This window comes from Paracoccus sp. R12_2 (genome assembly GCF_017744015.1).
GTDB lineage: Bacteria > Pseudomonadota > Alphaproteobacteria > Rhodobacterales > Rhodobacteraceae > Paracoccus.
Map to the genome: position 1 here is coordinate 1 of NZ_JAGHRA010000029.1, position 18240 is coordinate 18240.

15 protein-coding genes and 1 tRNA gene are annotated in these 18240 nt (G+C 61.7%); 1 reads left to right on the forward strand and 15 read right to left on the reverse strand.

Features of this window, described 5'->3' with window-relative positions; translation table 11 throughout:
- From J7359_RS19360 to J7359_RS19430, 15 genes are all read right to left on the reverse strand, one after another.
- Positions 1-127: GTP-binding protein (locus J7359_RS19360; RefSeq protein ID WP_233252549.1), on the reverse strand; the 127-nt coding region annotated here is incomplete at its 3' end.
- Positions 128-208: 81 nt separating this feature from the next.
- On the reverse strand, positions 209-2332 hold the full coding sequence (gene fusA / locus J7359_RS19365) for an elongation factor G (protein WP_209059671.1): 2124 nt from the start codon (positions 2330-2332) through the stop codon (positions 209-211).
- Positions 2333-2350: 18 nt separating this feature from the next.
- Entirely contained in the window at positions 2351-2821 is a 471-nt protein-coding gene (rpsG, locus tag J7359_RS19370) for a 30S ribosomal protein S7 (protein ID WP_209059673.1), read from the reverse strand.
- Between the two features lie 12 nt (positions 2822-2833).
- Positions 2834-3205 carry a 30S ribosomal protein S12 gene (gene rpsL, locus J7359_RS19375; protein ID WP_042252808.1) on the reverse strand — a complete coding sequence of 124 codons (372 nt, stop codon included), beginning with the start codon at positions 3203-3205 and terminating at the stop codon, positions 2834-2836.
- 296 nt (positions 3206-3501) lie between these two features.
- Positions 3502-4437: a DMT family transporter gene (locus tag J7359_RS19380; RefSeq protein WP_209059676.1), complete on the reverse strand. Its 936-nt coding sequence runs from the start codon at positions 4435-4437 to the stop codon at positions 3502-3504.
- Positions 4438-4616: 179 nt separating this feature from the next.
- Entirely contained in the window at positions 4617-8858 is a 4242-nt protein-coding gene (rpoC, locus tag J7359_RS19385) for a DNA-directed RNA polymerase subunit beta' (RefSeq protein WP_209059679.1), read from the reverse strand.
- Between the two features lie 53 nt (positions 8859-8911).
- Entirely contained in the window at positions 8912-13057 is a 4146-nt protein-coding gene (gene rpoB / locus J7359_RS19390; protein WP_209059682.1) for a DNA-directed RNA polymerase subunit beta, read from the reverse strand.
- A 235-nt stretch (positions 13058-13292) separates the two neighbouring features.
- The gene (gene rplL / locus J7359_RS19395) at positions 13293-13667 is read right to left on the reverse strand and encodes a 50S ribosomal protein L7/L12 (protein WP_209059686.1); all 375 of its coding nucleotides are present in this window, start codon (positions 13665-13667) and stop codon (positions 13293-13295) included.
- A gap of 66 nt (positions 13668-13733) precedes the next feature.
- On the reverse strand, positions 13734-14249 hold the full coding sequence (gene rplJ / locus J7359_RS19400; protein WP_209059701.1) for a 50S ribosomal protein L10: 516 nt from the start codon (positions 14247-14249) through the stop codon (positions 13734-13736).
- A gap of 241 nt (positions 14250-14490) precedes the next feature.
- Positions 14491-15189, reverse strand: a complete 699-nt coding sequence (gene rplA / locus J7359_RS19405) for a 50S ribosomal protein L1 (RefSeq protein WP_209059705.1) — start codon at positions 15187-15189, stop codon at positions 14491-14493.
- Between the two features lie 3 nt (positions 15190-15192).
- Entirely contained in the window at positions 15193-15645 is a 453-nt protein-coding gene (gene rplK, locus J7359_RS19410) for a 50S ribosomal protein L11 (RefSeq protein ID WP_209059707.1), read from the reverse strand.
- 105 nt (positions 15646-15750) lie between these two features.
- Positions 15751-16287, reverse strand: a complete 537-nt coding sequence (gene nusG, locus J7359_RS19415; protein ID WP_209059708.1) for a transcription termination/antitermination protein NusG — start codon at positions 16285-16287, stop codon at positions 15751-15753.
- A 172-nt stretch (positions 16288-16459) separates the two neighbouring features.
- Positions 16460-16657 (reverse strand): preprotein translocase subunit SecE, encoded by a 198-nt coding sequence (gene secE, locus J7359_RS19420; RefSeq protein ID WP_209059710.1) that lies wholly within the window; start codon positions 16655-16657, stop codon positions 16460-16462.
- Between the two features lie 206 nt (positions 16658-16863).
- Positions 16864-16939 (reverse strand) — tRNA-Trp (locus J7359_RS19425).
- A 99-nt stretch (positions 16940-17038) separates the two neighbouring features.
- Complete coding sequence (locus tag J7359_RS19430; RefSeq protein ID WP_209059714.1) at positions 17039-17536, reverse strand: tyrosine-type recombinase/integrase; 498 nt, start codon at positions 17534-17536, stop codon at positions 17039-17041.
- Positions 17537-17900: 364 nt separating this feature from the next.
- On the opposite strand from J7359_RS19430, the gene J7359_RS19435 reads away from it, so the two are divergent.
- A complete protein-coding gene (locus tag J7359_RS19435; RefSeq protein ID WP_209059712.1) occupies positions 17901-18119 on the forward strand; it encodes a hypothetical protein in 219 nt (72 codons plus the stop codon).
- Positions 18120-18240 lie beyond the last annotated feature (121 nt).

Sequence of the window (18240 nt, forward strand, 5' to 3'; positions counted from 1 at the left end):
CATAGGCACGGAAATCACCGAAATACTTCGTGATCGCCGCCGTCAGCGTCGTCTTGCCGTGGTCAACGTGACCGATCGTCCCGATATTGACGTGCGGTTTCGTCCGTTCAAACTTTGCCTTTGCCATAGCTGGCTCCTCTTCTTCTGACGGTGCGTGCAGGCACGCACCCTACGGGGGTTGGTAGGGTGCGCGGACCGCGCACCGCCCTTATGCGTATTTCTTCTGGATCTCGTCCGAGATGTTCTGCGGCACAGCCTCGTAATGCGAGAACTGCATCGTGAACACCGCGCGGCCCGACGACATGGAACGCAGGTTGTTGATGTAGCCGAACATGTTGGCCAGCGGAACGAACGAGTCGATGACATTCGCGTTGCCGCGGCTGTCCTGCCCGCGAACCATCCCGCGACGGCTGGTCAGATCGCCGATGATCGAACCCGTGTATTCCTCGGGCGTGACCACCTCGACCTTCATGATCGGCTCCAGCAGCTTGGCGCCGGCCTTGCGCAGACCTTCACGCATTGCCGCGCGCGAAGCGATCTCGAAGGCCAGGACCGACGAGTCGACATCGTGGAAGGCACCGTCGATCAGCGCGACCTTGAAGTCGATCACGGGGAAGCCTGCCAGCGGACCGGAATCCATGACCGACTTGATGCCCTTCTCGACGCCAGGAATATATTCCTTCGGCACCGCGCCGCCCACGATCTTGCTTTCGAACGAGTAACCCTCGCCCGGCTCGGTCGGGGTGATGACCAGCTTGACGCGCGCGAACTGGCCGGTACCGCCGGTCTGTTTCTTGTGCGTGTAGTCGATCTCGGCTTCCGACGAGATGGTCTCGCGATAGGCCACCTGAGGGGCGCCGATATTCGCCTCGACCTTGAACTCGCGCTTCATGCGGTCGACCAGGATGTCGAGGTGAAGTTCGCCCATGCCCTTCATGATCGTCTGACCCGATTCCAGATCGGTCTCGACGCGGAAGGACGGATCCTCTGCCGCCAGACGCTGCAGGGCCAGACCCATCTTTTCCTGATCGGCCTTCGACTTCGGCTCGACCGCGATCTCGATGACCGGATCGGGGAAGGTCATGGTTTCCAGGACGACCTGCTTGCTGGCATCGCACAGCGTATCACCGGTGGTGGTCTCTTTCAGACCGGCCAGCGCGATGATGTCGCCAGCGAATGCCTCGTCGATCTCTTCGCGGCTGATCGAGTGCATCATCATCATCCGGCCAATACGCTCGCGCTTGCCCTTGGTCGAGTTGATGATCGAGTCGCCCTTCTTCAGCACGCCCGAATAGATCCGGGTGAAGGTCAGCGAACCGACGAACGGGTCGTTCATGATCTTGAACGCCAGCGCCGAGAACGGCGCGGAATCGTCGGCAGGACGCTCGATGTTGCGCTCTTCGGTCTCGTCATCGGGGCTGAAGCCCTTCAGCACCGGCACGTCGATCGGCGCGGGCAGGAAGTCGATGACCGCGTTCAGCAGCGGCTGGACGCCCTTGTTCTTGAACGCCGAACCGGCAGCCACCGGGAAGAACGACAGCGACAGCGTGCCCTTGCGGATCAGCTGGCGAAGCGTGTCTTCGTCAGGCTCGTTGCCTTCCAGATAGGCTTCCATCGCATCATCGTCCTGCTCGACGGCAAGCTCGATCATGTTGTTGCGCCATTCCTCGGCCTGATCCTTCAGTTCGTCACGGATCGGCTGGCGGGTCCAGGACGCACCCAGATCCTCGCCGCGCCAGGTCCACTCTTCCATCTTAATCAGGTCGATGATGCCTTCCAGCTTGTCTTCCGCGCCGATCGGCAGGGCGATCGGGCACGGGGTGCCGCCGGTGCGGTCCTTGATCATCTTGACGCAGTTGAAGAAGTCGGCGCCGATCTTGTCCATCTTATTGACGAACACGATCCGCGGAACCTTGTAACGGTCGGCCTGACGCCAGACCGTTTCGGTCTGCGGCTCGACGCCGGCATTGGCGTCCAGAAGGCAGATCGCACCGTCCAGAACGGCCAGCGAACGTTCCACCTCGATGGTGAAGTCGACGTGGCCCGGCGTGTCGATGATGTTGAAACGGTACTTGGTGTCCGACGTGCCGTCGGCAGTCGGATCTTCCTGGCGCTGCCAGAACGTGGTGGTCGCGGCAGACGTGATCGTGATGCCGCGTTCCTGTTCCTGTTCCATCCAGTCCATGGTCGCGGCGCCGTCATGCACTTCGCCGATCTTGTGCGACTTGCCCGTGTAGAAAAGGATGCGCTCGGTCGTCGTCGTCTTGCCGGCATCAATGTGGGCCATGATGCCGAAGTTGCGATAACGCTGCAGCGGATAATCGCGTGCCATGGTCGGGATCCTTTCGCTTTACCAGCGGTAGTGGCTGAACGCCTTGTTGGCGTCGGCCATCTTGTGGGTGTCTTCGCGCTTCTTCACGGCGGTGCCGCGGCCGTTGACGGCGTCGGCCAGCTCGCCTGCAAGGCGCTCTTCCATCGTGTTCTCGTTGCGGTTCTTCGCGGCCGTGATCAGCCAGCGGATCGCCAGAGCCTCGCGGCGGACGGGGCGGACCTCGACGGGAACCTGGTAGGTGGCACCACCGACGCGGCGCGAACGCACTTCGACGGAAGGCTTCACGTTGTCCAGGGCTTCGTGGAAGACTTCGATCGGTTCGCGCTTGAGTCGGCCTTCGACGCGCTCCAGCGCGTTGTAGACGATCCGCTCGGCGGTCGATTTCTTGCCGTCAACCATCAGGTTGTTCATGAATTTGGTCAGCACGCGATCGCCATATTTGGCGTCGGGCAGGATTTCGCGCTTTTCAGCGGCGTGACGACGGGACATTGATGCCTCTCCTTATTTCGGACGCTTGGCGCCGTATTTCGAACGACGCTGACGACGATCCTTGACGCCCTGAGTATCCAGCACACCGCGCAGGATGTGGTAACGGACACCCGGAAGGTCTTTCACACGGCCGCCGCGGATCAGCACGACGCTGTGTTCCTGCAGGTTGTGCTTTTCGCCCGGAATGTAGGAGATGACCTCGAAGCCATTCGTCAGGCGGACCTTGGCCACCTTACGCATAGCAGAGTTCGGTTTCTTCGGCGTCGTGGTATAGACGCGCGTGCAGACGCCGCGCTTCTGCGGACATCCCTGAAGGTGCATCGACTTGCTGCGCTGCACCCTGGGCTGCCGCGGTTTGCGGATCAGCTGTTGAATCGTCGGCATTCGGTTCCCCGTCTTGCTCTGTCAATACTCGCAGCCGACCGGCTGCGCCACTTCTCGACGGCATTCTGCGCGAATCGCAAAACGCCAAACCCATCCGGCCCCGAAAGGGGTGGATGGTCAAATTCCAGAGGATCGGGGCATTTTCGGCCCGGATCGTGACCACACAGGTTCTGGTCCCCGATGCGGTTTCCCGCCGGGTGTCGGGCGTATAGGGGGAATCGGATAGGGTGTCAACACAACCCGCGAATGCCGGTGTCGCCCTGGTCGGTTCATCGAGACGCCACATGGCCCCGGCGTCAGGACCGCTGCAACCGCGCTTCGCGCCAGATGGTGTATCCCCCTGCCCCGACGATCAGGGTCGCGCCGATCCATGTCCAGGAATCTGGCCATTCCCCGAAGATCAGCAGCCCGGCAATGATCGCAACCAGCAGCGAGGTATAGCGGAAAGGCGCGACATAGGAAATCTCGCCCACGCGCATGGCCGCGACCGCCGTCAGGTATCCCAGCGTCAGGAAAGCACCGCTGAGCACCAGCAGCGCAAGCTGCCGCACATCCGGCGCAACCCAGCCATCCCAGATCGCCCCGACGAAGCCGGTGACCGCGACACTGATCGCCGCATAGAACGCGATCGAGGCCGATCCGACATGCCGACCGAACAGTCGCGTGACCATGTCGCGCAGGACCATCAGCAGCATCGCGGCCAACGCCACAAGGGCCCAGATGCCGAACGTCCCGCTGCCCGGGCGAAGGATCAGCATCACCCCGATCATGCCGACCACCACCGCCGAGGTGCGGCGCCAGCCCAACGGCTCGCCAAAGAACACCGCCGCGGCCAGCATGATCGCCAGGGGCAGCGACTGCATCACCGCCGCAAGGTCGGCGATTGCCATGGCACGCAGGGCATTCAGGAACAGGACCGTCGAGCCGACCTCGCCCAGCACACGCCAGAACATCGGCCAGCGATCGCCGCGCGCCAGTCGCAACTGCAACCCGCCCTCGCGCCGTGCCAGAAACCACAGCACCACCACCATCACGACGCCTCGCAGCGCGATGGCCTGATACAGCGGCATCGTCTGTGTCACGTATTTCATCACCGCGTCGTTGCAGCCATATCCCAGCATGGACAGGCACATCAGCACCGCGCCGCGCAGATTGTCGCCCGGCTGAAGCGGCTGGGTGGTGATCGAGGCCGGGCTGACCCGGCGAAAGGGCGATATCAAGGGCGCGCGCATGAAATACCGTGAGATTACCGGACAGTCCTGCGATAGGGCCTGACGCGGTGACTTGAAAGCCCCTTGCCCGTCCGATGGGCAACGCGTCCCGCCACGGCCATGACATGCTGGCCCGGGGATTTCAGACAAGAAAGGCCCGGCCGATATGGCCGGGCCTTTCTCAATTCATGTCAGCGATCTCAGTCTTCGCTGTGCTCGTGCACATCCGCGACGCTGCTTTCGGATGCCGGTTGATCCATCGCAGGTTCCGGCGCCGCCAGCGCGGCGGCAGCCTCGGCCTCGGCGCGGCGCGCCTCGATCACCTCGGCATCGCGTTCGCTGGCGATGCGGCGAACACGCGCGGTGGCCCCGCCGGTGCCTGCCGGGATCAGCCGGCCGACGATGACGTTTTCCTTCAGGCCAACCAGCTTGTCGCGCTTGCCCTGAACGGCAGCCTCGGTCAGCACGCGCGTCGTTTCCTGGAACGAGGCGGCCGAGATGAAGCTGCGGGTCTGCAGCGACGCCTTGGTGATGCCCAGAAGCACCGGCTCGCCCGAGGCCGGACGGCCACCCTTGGCTTCGATCTTGGCGTTCTCTTCCTCGAACTCGTCGCGTTCGACATGCTCGCCCTTCAGCAGCGTCGTATCGCCGCTGTCGATGATCTCGATCTTCTGCAGCATCTGGCGAACGATCACCTCGATGTGCTTGTCGTTGATCTTCACACCCTGCAGTCGATAGACATCCTGAACCTCGTCGATGAGGTAGTCGGCCAGCGCCTCGATCCCCATGATCCGCAGGATGTCATGCGGCGCCGGGTTGCCGTCCATGATGTAGTCACCCTTCTGCACGAAGTCGCCTTCCTGCACCGGGATGTGCTTGCCTTTCGGCACCATGTATTCGACGGGTTCCTGACCTTCCGCTGACGGCTCGATGGCGATGCGACGCTTGTTCTTGTAGTCCTTGCCAAAGCGCACATAACCGTCGATCTCGGCGATGATGGCGTGATCCTTGGGACGACGTGCCTCGAACAGTTCCGCCACGCGGGGCAGACCCCCGGTGATGTCCTTGGTCTTGGCACCTTCGCGCGGAATACGCGCGACGACGTCGCCCGGACGGATGTCCTGACCGTCCTCGACCGACAGAATGGCATCGACCGACATCGGATAGCTGACCGGGTTGCCCTGATCGTTGCGCACCGGTTCGCCGTTTGCATCCATGATGATGATCTCGGGCTTGAGGTCGTTGCCCTTGGGCGCCGACCGCCAGTCCGTCACGATCTTCTGGGTCATGCCGGTTGCTTCGTCGGTCTCGTCGCGGACCGACAGGCCCGTGGCAAGATCGACGAACTTCGCCACGCCGCCCTTTTCGGCGATGATCGGCAGGGTATAGGGATCCCATTCGTACAGCTTGGCACCGCGGATGACGCGGTCCCCGTCCTTCACGAACAGCTTGCTGCCGTAGAACAGCTTGTGGCTGGCGCGTTCCTGCCCCTGATCATCCATGATCATCAGCTGCATGTTGCGCGACATGACCACCATCTCGCCATTGGCATTTTCCAGCACGCTTTCGTTGCGGAACTGGACCGTGCCCTCGTGCGAGGCGGCCTGGAAGGACTGCTGACCACCCTGTGCGATGCCGCCGATGTGGAAGGTCCGCATCGTCAGCTGGGTGCCCGGCTCGCCGATCGACTGGGCGGCGATGATACCCACCGCCTCGCCGATATTGACCAGCGTGCCGCGTGCCAGATCGCGACCATAGCACAGCGCGCAGACGCCATCCTCGGATTCGCAGGTCAGCGCCGAACGGATGCGGACGCTTTGCACGCCCGCCTGTTCGATCACATCGGCCTTGCGTTCGTCGATCAGCTCGCCACCGCGAATGATGATCTCGTCCTCGCCGGGGACCAGGACATCCTCGGCCGCGGTGCGTCCCAGGATACGCTCGGACAGCGGGGCGATGACCTCACCATCGTTGACGGCGGCCGAGGCGGTGATGGCCTGCTCGGTTCCGCAGTCATGTTCGCGGATGATGCAGTCCTGCGCCACGTCCACCAGACGGCGGGTCAGATAGCCCGAGTTCGCGGTCTTCAACGCGGTATCCGACAGACCCTTCCGGGCCCCGTGGGTCGAGTTGAAGTATTCAAGAACGGTCAGACCTTCCTTGAAGTTCGAGATGATCGGCGTTTCGATGATCTCGCCCGACGGCTTGGCCATCAGGCCGCGCATACCACCCAGCTGCTTCATCTGGTTGACCGAACCCCGGGCACCCGAATGCGCCATCATATAGACGCTGTTCGGCTCCATCTCGGCGCCGTTCTCGTCCTTCTTGGTGGCCGAGATCGTCGACATCATGGCCTCGGTCACGCGGTCGTTGCATTTCGACCACGCGTCCACGACCTTGTTGTACTTTTCGCCCTGGGTGATGAGGCCGTCCAGATATTGCTGTTCGAACTCTTTCACCTGTTCCTGGACTTCGCCGACGATATCCCACTTGTTGTCGGGAACGACCATGTCGTTCTTGCCGAAGCTGATGCCGGCGCGGAACGCCTCGCGGAAGCCAAGCGACATGATCTGGTCGCAGAAGATGACCGACTCTTTCTGACCGCAATAGCGATAGACGGTGTCGATGACGTTCTGGATGTCCTTCTTGCGCAGAAGGCGGTTGACCAGTTCGAACGGGGCCTTGGCATTCATCGGCAGCAGCGCGCCCAGGCGGACACGGCCCGGCGTCGTTTCAAACCGGCGGATGACCTCGTTTCCGTTCTCGTCGATCTGGCGAATGCGCGCCATGATCTTGGCGTGCAGATGCACCTCGCCAGCGGCCAGGGCATGTTCGACCTCTTCGATATTCGAGAAGGCCATGCCCTCGCCCTTCATGCCCTCGCGCATCATCGAGACATAATACAGGCCCAGAACCATGTCCTGCGACGGAACGATGATCGGCGCGCCGTTGGCGGGCGACAGGACGTTGTTCGTCGACATCATCAGGACGCGCGCTTCCAGCTGTGCTTCCAGCGACAGCGGAACGTGCACGGCCATCTGGTCGCCGTCGAAGTCGGCGTTGAAGGCCGAACAGACCAGCGGGTGCAGCTGGATCGCCTTGCCCTCGATCAGGATCGGTTCGAACGCCTGGATGCCAAGACGGTGCAGCGTGGGCGCGCGGTTCAGCAGAACCGGATGCTCGCGGATGACCTCGTCCAGGATGTCCCAGACCTCTGGGCGCTCCTTCTCGACCAGCTTCTTGGCCTGCTTGACCGTGCTGGACAGGCCCTTCGCCTCAAGCCGTGAATAGATGAACGGCTTGAACAGCTCCAGGGCCATCTTCTTCGGCAGGCCGCACTGGTGCAGCTTCAGTTCCGGGCCGGTCACGATGACCGAACGGCCCGAAAAGTCGACCCGCTTGCCCAGAAGGTTCTGGCGGAAGCGGCCCTGCTTGCCCTTCAGCATGTCTGACAGCGACTTCAGCGGGCGACGGTTGTTGCCGGTGATGACGCGGCCGCGACGGCCGTTGTCGAACAGCGCATCGACCGATTCCTGCAGCATGCGCTTTTCGTTGCGCACGATGATGTCGGGCGCGCGCAGCTCGATCAGCCGCTTCAGACGGTTGTTCCTGTTGATCACGCGGCGGTACAGGTCGTTCAGATCCGACGTCGCGAACCGGCCGCCGTCCAGCGGCACCAGCGGACGCAGTTCCGGCGGAATGACCGGGATCACCGTCAGGACCATCCATTCCGGACGGTTGCCGGATTCCAGGAACGACTCGACGATCTTCAGCCGCTTGATGATCTTCTTCGGCTTCAGTTCGCCCGTCGCCTCTTTCAGATCCTCGCGCAGTTGTTCCGCGGTCGCCGCCAGGTCGATATTGGCCAGCATCGCGCGGATCGCCTCGGCGCCGATATCGGCGGTGAAGGCATCGGCGCCATAGCTGTCCTGCGCGTCAAGGTATTCCTCTTCGCTCAGCAACTGGCCATAGGTCAGGTCGGTCAGACCCGGCTCGATCACAACATAATTCTCGAAATAGAGGATGCGTTCCAGATCGCGCAGCGTCATGTCCAGCATCAGGCCGATGCGGGACGGCAGCGACTTCAGGAACCAGATATGCGCGACCGGCGCGGCCAGTTCGATATGGCCCATCCGCTCGCGGCGGACCTTCTGCAAGGTGACCTCGACGCCGCATTTCTCGCAGACGAGGCCGCGATACTTCATGCGCTTGTACTTGCCGCACAGGCATTCGTAGTCCTTGATCGGACCGAAGATGCGCGCGCAGAACAGGCCGTCACGTTCCGGCTTGAACGTGCGGTAGTTGATGGTTTCGGGCTTCTTAACCTCGCCGAAGGACCAGGCCAGAATTTCTTCCGGCGAGGCCAACGAGATCTTGATTTCGTCGAACTGCCGCGGCGGGGCCAGCGGGTTCAGAGGGTTGGTGGCAAGTTCCTGGTTCATTTTCAAATCCTAATGAAGGGCACGGGGGTGGGGACGGGTGAGGGCCGCAGCCCTCACTCCTCTTCCTCCGCATCCAGGAGTTCCATGTTGAGGCCCAGACCCCGGACCTCCTTGACCAGCACGTTGAACGATTCCGGCACGCCGGCCTCGAAATTGTCCTCGCCCTTGACGATGGACTCGTAGACCTTGGTGCGGCCGGCGACGTCGTCCGATTTGACGGTCAGCATTTCCTGCAGGGTATAGGCGGCGCCATAGGCTTCCAGCGCCCAGACCTCCATCTCACCCAGACGCTGACCACCGAACTGCGCCTTACCACCCAACGGCTGCTGGGTCACAAGGCTGTACGGACCGGTCGAACGGGCGTGCATCTTGTCATCGACAAGGTGGTGCAGCTTCAGGACATACTTCATCCCGACGGTGACTTTACGGGCGAACTGTTCGCCCGTGCGGCCATCGAACACCACCGACTGGCCCGACGTGTCGAAGCCAGCGCGCGCCAGCGCGTCGTTGACATCGGCCTCTTTCGCGCCGTCGAAGACTGGCGTGGCGATCGGAACCCCGGTGCGCACGGTGTTCGCGTGCTCGACCAGAGTGTCGTCCTCCATGCCCTCGAAGGTCTCGGAATACAGCTGATCGCCGTAACCGATCTTCATCGCCTCGCGCACCGGGGTCATGTCGCCGTTGCGGCGATATTCTTCCAGCGCCTCGTCGATCTTGATGCCCAGGCCGCGCGATGCCCAGCCCATATGGGTTTCAAGGATCTGGCCGACGTTCATCCGCGATGGCACGCCAAGCGGGTTCAGCACCAGATCGACCGGCGTGCCGTCCGCCAGGAACGGCATGTCCTCCATCGGCACGACCTTGGACACGACGCCCTTGTTGCCGTGACGACCAGCCATCTTGTCGCCCGCCTGCAGCTTGCGCTTCACGGCGACGAAGACCTTGACCATCTTCATCACGCCCGGCGGCAGATCGTCGCCCTGACGGACTTTCTCGACCTTGTCCTCGAAGCGGGCCTCAAGGGCCTTCTTCTGGGCGTCATATTGATGGTTCAGCGCCTCGACTTCCTTGGCGATGTCTTCTTCGCTGACAGCAAGCTGCCACCACTGGCCGCGGCTGAGGGTTCCCAGCAGATCCTCGGTGATCTCGGAGTTCGCCTTGACACCTTTCGGTCCCTTGACGGCAGTCTTGCCCATGATCAGCGATTTCAGACGCGCATAGATGTTGCGGTCCAGGATCGCCTGTTCGTCGTCACGGTCGCGCGCCAGACGCTCGACTTCCTCGCGCTCGATCTGCAGGGCGCGTTCGTCCTTGTCCACACCGTGCCGGTTGAACACCCGAACTTCGACGATCGTGCCATAAGCCCCCGGCGGCAGCCGCAGGGACGTATCGCGCACGTCGCTGGCCTTTTCACCGAAGATGGCGCGCAGAAGTTTTTCTTCAGGCGTCATCGGGCTTTCGCCCTTGGGGGTGATCTTGCCGACCAGGATATCACCCGGTCCGACCTCGGCGCCGATATAAACGATGCCTGCCTCGTCGAGGTTGCGCAGCGCCTCTTCACCGACGTTCGGGATGTCGCGGGTGATTTCCTCGGGTCCCAGCTTGGTGTCGCGGGCCGCCACTTCGTATTCGTCGATATGGATCGAGGTGAACACATCGTCGCGGTGGATCCGTTCGGAGATCAGGATCGAGTCTTCGTAGTTGTAGCCGTTCCACGGCATGAACGCGACGACCACGTTCCGGCCGATGGCCAGTTCGCCCTGATCGGTCGACGGACCGTCCGCGATGACCTGACCGCCTTCGACCTTCTCGCCCACCTTGACCAGCGGACGCTGGTTGATGGTCGAGGACTGGTTCGAGCGCTTGAACTTGCGCAGACGATAGATGTCCACGCCCGCGTCGCCGGCCTCGAGGTTCTCGGTGGCGCGTACGACGATACGCTGCGCATCGACCTGGTCGATGACGCCGCCCCGACGCGCGGTGATCGCGGCGCCGGAATCGCGTGCCACGACGGCCTCCATGCCGGTGCCGACGAAGGGCGCCTCGGCGCGCAGCAGCGGCACGGCCTGACGCTGCATGTTCGAACCCATCAGCGCGCGGTTGGCGTCGTCGTTTTCAAGGAACGGGATCAGCGCCGCGGCGACCGAAACCAGCTGCTTGGGCGAAACGTCGATCAGATCGACGGCATCGACCGGGTTCAGCATGAAGTCGCCCGACTGGCGGGTCGAAATCAGTTCGTCCACGAAGTTGCCGTCCGCATCCAGCGTCGCGTTCGCCTGCGCCACGGTGTGACGCATTTCCTCGGTCGCGGACATGTAGACCACGTCGTCGGTGACACGGCCGCTTTCGACCTTGCGATACGGCGTCTCGATGAAGCCGTACTTGTTCACCCGCGCGAAGGTCGCGAGGCTGTTGATCAGACCGATGTTCTGACCTTCCGGCGTCTCGATGGGACACATACGGCCATAGTGGGTCGGGTGGACGTCGCGAACCTCGAAGCCTGCGCGTTCGCGCGTCAGACCGCCCGGCCCAAGGGCCGACAGGCGCCGCTTGTGCGTCACTTCGGACAGCGGGTTGGTCTGGTCCATGAACTGCGACAGCTGGCTGCTGCCGAAGAACTCACGCACCGCTGCCGCTGCGGGTTTCGCGTTGATCAGGTCCTGCGGCATCACCGTGTCGATCTCGACACCCGACATGCGCTCGCGGATCGCGCGCTCCATGCGCAGCAGACCGATGCGGTACTGGTTTTCCATCAGTTCGCCGACCGAACGCACACGACGGTTGCCGAGGTGGTCGATGTCGTCGATCTCGCCCTTGCCGTCGCGCAGTTCCACCAGTCCGCGCACGCAGGCCACGATATCTTCGTGGCGCAGGGTGCGCTGGGTGTCCGGTGCGTCAAGGTTCAGCCGCATGTTCATCTTCACCCGACCGACCGCGGACAGGTCATACCGCTCGCTGTCGAAGAACAGGCTGTTGAACAGCGTGCTGGCAGCCTCGACGGTGGGCGGCTCGCCGGGGCGCATGACGCGATAGATGTCCATCAGCGCCTGATCGCGGTTCATGTTCTTGTCCGCCGCCATCGTGTTGCGGATATACGGACCGACATTGATGTGATCGATGTCCAGAACCGGAATATCGGTCACATCGTTGTCCAGCAGCACCTTCAGAAGGCCGCCCGACAGATCGCCCTGCTTGTCGTATTCCGCGGTGATCTCATCGCCGGCCTCGGCGTAGATCAGTCCGGTTTCCTCGTTGATGATATCCTTGGAGACAAAGCGGCCGATGATGCGCTCGAACGGAACCAGCAGGCTGACCTGCTCGCCCGAATCCAGCAACTGCTTGACCAGGCGCGGCGTTACCTTGTCGCCCGCTTTGGTGATCACCTCGCCGGTATCGGCATTCACAAGATCATAGGCCGGGCGCGTGCCCCGAACCCGCTCGGGGAAGAAGCGCGTCACCCAGCCCTGACTGCGGCCGTCCTTGCGCAGCGTGTAATCGACGGTCTCGTAGAAGGCATCCATGATACCTTCCTGATCCATGCCAAGCGCATACAGCAGGGTCGTCACCGGCAGTTTCCGGCGGCGGTCGATGCGCGCGAAGACCAGATCCTTGGCGTCGAATTCGAAGTCCAGCCAGCTGCCGCGATAGGGGATGATCCGGCAGGCGAACAACAGCTTGCCCGAGGAATGGGTCTTGCCCCGGTCATGGTCGAAGAACACGCCGGGCGAACGGTGCATCTGGGAAACGACGACGCGTTCGGTCCCGTTCACGATGAACGTGCCGTTGGTGGTCATCAGGGGCATGTCGCCCATGAAGACATCCTGTTCCTTGATGTCCTTGACCGATTTCGCGCCGGTGTTTTCATCGACATCGAACACGATCAGACGCAGCGTCACCTTCAAAGGTGCCGCATAGGTCATGTCGCGCTGCTGACATTCCTCGACATCGTATTTCGGGCGCTCCAGGTCGTACTTGACGAATTCCAGCGTCGCGGTCTCGTTGAAATCCTTGATCGGAAAGACCGACTGAAACACGCCCTGAATGCCGTCGCCATCGTTATGGCCGGTGCCTTCGCCCGAGTTCAGGAACAGATCGTAAGAGGATTTCTGAACCTCGATGAGGTTCGGCATCTCCAGCACTTCGCGAATATTGCCGTAATAGCGCCGGATACGCTTCTGGCCGACATAGGATTGCGCCATGGGGTCTTGTCACCTTTCGTCTTCGCGCGCGATCCGGGTCGGGGCCCCCGGATGCGGCCTACGAATGCAGGGGTGAGGTTCCATTCGTGCCGCGCGTCCCACCGCGTGGCTCCCGAACCTCGAACATGCCCTGAAGGAAGGTCTGCGACGGATCGCCCAAACCGCCCTTCAAGACAGGTTCGGCAGGGACCGGGAAAGCCCGGACCCTGCCACATTCATCCAGCAAGAAAGCCGATTACTTCAGCTCGACCTTGGCGCCAGCCGCTTCGAGCTTCTTCTTGATTTCTTCGGCTTCGTCCTTGTTGGCGCCTTCCTTGACCTTGCCACCGGCTTCGACCAGGTCCTTGGCTTCTTTCAGGCCCAGACCGGTGATGCCGCGCACTTCTTTGATCACGTTGATCTTGCTGGCACCGGCTTCGACCAGAACGACGTCGAATTCGGTCTTCTCTTCGGCAGCTTCTTCAGCGCCAGCAGCCGGACCGGCCATCATGACGGCGCCACCGGCAGCCGGCTCGATGCCGTATTCGTCTTTCAGGATGGTTTTCAGTTCTTGGGCTTCCAGCAGGGTCAGGCCCACGATTTCTTCGGCGAGTTTCTTCAGATCAGCCATTTTTCCGTTCTTTCCAGTTAGTGTTCCAACGTCGGGTATTCAACCACCAGTCGGGAAAGGGTTGCGTCAAGCAGCCTCGCGCTCTTCCAGAGTGCTGAGGATGCCCGCGATGTTGCTTGCAGGCGCGCCGATCGCACCGGCGATGTTGGAAGCAGGGGCGCCGATGCAGGACACGATCGAAGCAATAAGCTCGTCACGCGACGGCATGGCGGCCACGGCTTTCACACCGGCCGGATCCAGCGCCGAGTCGCCCATGGCACCGCCCAGGATCACGAATTTCTCGTTCCCCTTGGCGTATTCCTGGCAGACCTTGGCCGCAGCCACGGGGTCTTCCGAGAAGGACAACACGGTCATGCCCGTCAGATAGTCGGCGATGCTTGCGCAAGGCTTACCTTCCAGGGCGATCTTGGCGAGCTTGTTCTTGGCAACACGCACCGCACCACCTGCTTCGCGCATCTTCGCTCGCAGGTTCTGCATTTGCGCAACCGTCATTCCCTCGTAGTGGGCAACCACCACGACGCCAGAGCTTTCAAAGATCTGGCCGAGTTCATCGACCACCTGTTCTTTTTGTGCTCTATCCACGGTTTCACTCCAATATGGGGGTTTCCCCCCGGCTCTCACTTTGTTCCGGCCCCGAGGGACCGGATCGGGTCCGTGAGGGACAAGATCGCCCGAAGGTTCAACCTTCGGAAAAATGCTTGTTCCCATCTCAGGAAGGACATTAAGCCTTGGCCCTTGCGGACCGCCGCACCCTCCGTCTCGGACAGGACGGGGCGGCGTTTCGGCAGCCCCGTCATTCCCGGCTTGCAGGCCGGGAAATTCCTTAGTTGGCGGTCGCCGAAACGACGTCCACCGACACGCCCGGCCCCATGGTCGAGCTGATCGAGACCTTTTTCATGTAGGTCCCTTTCGCGCCCGAGGGCTTGGCCTTCTGCACCGCGTCCACGAAGGCACGCAGGTTCTGGGCCAGCTTGTCTTCGTCGAAGCTGACCTTGCCGATACCGGCATGGACAACGCCCGCCTTCTCGGCCTTGAACTGAACCTCGCCGCCCTTGGCGGCCTTGACGGCAGTCGCGACATCCATCGTCACCGTGCCGACCTTGGGGTTCGGCATCAGGTTGCGCGGACCCAGGATCTTGCCCAGACGGCCGACCAGCGGCATCATGTCCGGCGTCGCGATGCAACGGTCGAACTCGATCTTGCCCGACTGGATCGTTTCCATCAGGTCCTCGGCGCCGACGATGTCCGCACCCGCTGCCTTGGCTTCGTCAGCCTTGGGACCACGGGCGAACACGGCCACGCGGACATCCTTGCCGGTGCCGGCAGGCAGCGTCACGACGCCGCGGACCATCTGGTCAGCGTGACGCGGATCGACGCCAAGGTTCAGCGCGATCTCGATGGTTTCGTCGAACTTGGCCGAGGCCGAGCCCTTGACCAGCTTGACGGCATCCTCGACGCTGACGTTGGTCTTGCCTTCGAAGGCGGCCCGGGCCGCGGCTTTTTTCTTCGCAATCTTCGCCATGGCTTAGCCTTTCACCTCGATACCGATCGAACGGGCCGAACCCAGAATGATCTTCATCGCCTGATCGACGTCATTGGCGGAAAGATCCGTCATCTTCGACTCGGCGATCTCGCGCACCTGCTTGACGGTCACATAGCCAGCGGTCGCGCGACCGGGCTTTTCCGAACCCTTGGCGCGGTTGCGCTTGCCCACCGGCTTCAGGCCGGCTGCTTTCTTCAGCAGAAAGGACGCCGGCGGCGTCTTCGTCTCGAAGGTGAACGACTTGTCGGCGTAGTAGGTGATCACGACCGGAACGGGCGAACCCTGCTCCATTTCCTGCGTCTTGGCGTTGAACGCCTTGCAGAATTCCATGATGTTTATCCCGCGCTGACCCAGTGCGGGGCCAACGGGGGGCGACGGGTTCGCCTGACCCGCCTTGATCTGCAGCTTCAGCTGCCCGACGACTTTCTTGGCCATGTGGCCTTCTCCTTATCATCACGCCCCTGCCCTTGACCGGACTTGCGGGGCCGACTTAGCGGTACGGCCCGCATCCCCGAAGGGACCGGCGCCTCCCGCAACCAATCACGCGGTCTTGGCGACCTGCGTGAATTCCAGTTCGACCGGTGTCGGCCGGCCGAAGATCGAAACGGTGACCTTGATCCGCGACGCCGCTTCGTCAACCTCTTCCACCATGCCCGAAAAGCCCTCGAAGGGTCCGTCGGTCACATTCACCTTCTCGCCCACGTCGAAGCGGATCAGGTTGCGCGGTGCAGCCTCGTCGCCTTCGCCGGTGCGGTGAAGGATGGTGTTCACCTCTTCGTCACGCATGGGCATGGGCTTGCCCTGCGAGCCGAGAAAGCCGGTGACCCGATTGATCGAGTTCACCAGATGATAGGTCCGATCCGACATGTCCATGTGGACCAGGACATAGCCGGGCATGAAACGACGCTCGGACGTCACCTTCTTGCCGCGGCGGATCTCGATGACCTCCTCGGTCGGGACCAGCACCTCGTCGATCTGCTCTTCAAGGCCCTTCTCGGATGCCGCCTGACGAATCGCCTCGGCGACCTTCTTCTCGAAGTTCGACAGGACGCTGACCGAATACCAACGCTTTGCCATGTCTCGATCGACCCCTGTTCGTCTTTCGGGAATCACCTGCGCGTGCGGGCAACCCCTTGAATTCAAATGCGCCCGGCAAAATTGAAATCGGCGCGCACGCGGATTCGATGCACGCCGTCAACCGGACAGTCGTGGGCAAATACCGCCACGCGCCCGGAATTGCAAGCCCGGATCAGCCGCTGATGAACTTCAACCCTTCGGTCAGGCCGAAACGGATCACCAGATCGACCAGAAAGAAGAAAATACTGGTCAGCGCGGCCATGATGAAGACCATGATCGTGGTCGTGATGACCTCGCGGCGGGTGGGCCAGGTGATCTTGGCGGCCTCGGCGCGGACCTGGTTGATGAACTGGACAGGATTGGTGGCCACTTGCGGCTCCTCGCGGAAATTCAGTTGGGCATTTAACTGCCGACGCGCGGCGATTCAAGCCCGCACAGGCAAAGCACCCGCCAGACACACGACATGCATAGCGCGTACACCGACAACGCACGCCGCGTTAACACAACCGAAACGACTGCCGCCGAACGACCCTGCCGATCAGTATCGCCTGGCAATTCGAAATATGTATGAAGGTCTGGCAGGGGCAGGGGGACTCGAACCCACGACCCTCGGTTTTGGAGACCGATGCTCTACCAACTGAGCTATACCCCTGCAGCGCGGCCCTGATAGGGTTTGTGACGCGCGCCGTCAAGCGCACAATCGGCGCGTTATCACGCCGGTTATCAGTTTCACGTTCTGTGCCCGTTCTGTTCATTGGCGTCTCTTCCATGCTTGTTTTGCTCTCATGATTTGCCGGGCCTCCCCGGCATGATTGATGATCATCGCTTTGGATGAATGACCGCTGTAGGAGGCGATCTCGTCATCGTCACAGCCGGCCCAAGCGAGTTCCATGACTCCACGATATCGCATGGCGTGCTGGTCGAATCGCTCGAGCCCTAGACGCTTCCGCTCCTTCCGCATGATCTGAGCGAGGCCTGAATACCTAAGGGGATCGCCTTTGCGCTCCGTAAGAATGCGCCTGGTTGGATGCGGAGCGACGCTCAGCGCGCGCCCAGCCTCGTCAAGTGCCGCCTTGAGCTGAGACGTGCAGGGCAGCTTAAGTGGCTTGTCCGTTTTGTTCTGACGCAATGCCAGGTTCTCGCCATCATAGTCAGCACTGTCTTGCTGTAGTGATGGCTCGGGACGCGGAAACTGATCCCCGTACGATCTGCCAGAACCACTTTGACCTTCAGGCTCTCGCCCTGAAATAAGACGTTGCGGACTTGGCCCGTAAGCTAGTTGCTGTTGCTGTCCAACTCGTCAGCCGCGCAGGACAGTAGCGCCCCGGCTTGAAGCGCGATGTACCGCCCGTCGCCTGCCGCAACTGGCTTTTTCGATGAATAGCAGGTCATAACTCGGACATCCGGGGCGCTTCCTGTCTGCGCCGAAACAGCCTTTCAAAACATGGCTAAGATGTCGCGCAGCGCCTCTCAGAGTTCTCCGGGGGCGGCGCATCAAATTCTGTATGGACCCGAGAAATCGGCATAGGTTGCGGAGCCGCTGCAATATTCACCGCTGTCGAGCGGTACCGGTCTGGTAAAATGAAGGCCCAAATCATGACAGAGGCCGATCCATGACTCTTATCGTTCCCGTTGTTAAATCACCGGACTTCGAGCCCCGTAACGTCCAGGTCGCAAGCGACCGCCTGATCGCCGGCACGCCAGTCTGCAAGGCCTGGGATCTGGACGATGCAAAGGACGGCAAGGTCCGCACCGGCATCTTCTCGGGGACAGAAGGTACCAACAAATCGATAAAGGGCGAACTTTTCGAATTCTGCCATATCCTCGGGTAATCCCCCCCGATCTTAACGGGATGCGGAAGTAGAATTTTCTCGGCAGGATGACTGAGGAGATTCCGATGAAGAAGACACGATACACAGAAGCCCAGATCATGGGTGTGCTGCGCCAGATGGA

Coding starts and splice junctions, on each gene's coding strand:
- fusA (WP_209059671.1), bottom strand. CDS start 2,332: ATGGCACGCGATTATCCGCTGCAGCGTTATCGCAACTTCGGCATCATG.
- rpsG (WP_209059673.1), bottom strand. CDS start 2,821: ATGTCCCGTCGTCACGCCGCTGAAAAGCGCGAAATCCTGCCCGACGCC.
- rpsL (WP_042252808.1), bottom strand. CDS start 3,205: ATGCCGACGATTCAACAGCTGATCCGCAAACCGCGGCAGCCCAGGGTG.
- J7359_RS19380 (WP_209059676.1), bottom strand. CDS start 4,437: ATGCGCGCGCCCTTGATATCGCCCTTTCGCCGGGTCAGCCCGGCCTCG.
- rpoC (WP_209059679.1), bottom strand. CDS start 8,858: ATGAACCAGGAACTTGCCACCAACCCTCTGAACCCGCTGGCCCCGCCG.
- rpoB (WP_209059682.1), bottom strand. CDS start 13,057: ATGGCGCAATCCTATGTCGGCCAGAAGCGTATCCGGCGCTATTACGGC.
- rplL (WP_209059686.1), bottom strand. CDS start 13,667: ATGGCTGATCTGAAGAAACTCGCCGAAGAAATCGTGGGCCTGACCCTG.
- rplA (WP_209059705.1), bottom strand. CDS start 15,189: ATGGCGAAGATTGCGAAGAAAAAAGCCGCGGCCCGGGCCGCCTTCGAA.
- rplK (WP_209059707.1), bottom strand. CDS start 15,645: ATGGCCAAGAAAGTCGTCGGGCAGCTGAAGCTGCAGATCAAGGCGGGT.
- nusG (WP_209059708.1), bottom strand. CDS start 16,287: ATGGCAAAGCGTTGGTATTCGGTCAGCGTCCTGTCGAACTTCGAGAAG.
- J7359_RS19435 (WP_209059712.1), top strand. CDS start 17,901: ATGACTCTTATCGTTCCCGTTGTTAAATCACCGGACTTCGAGCCCCGT.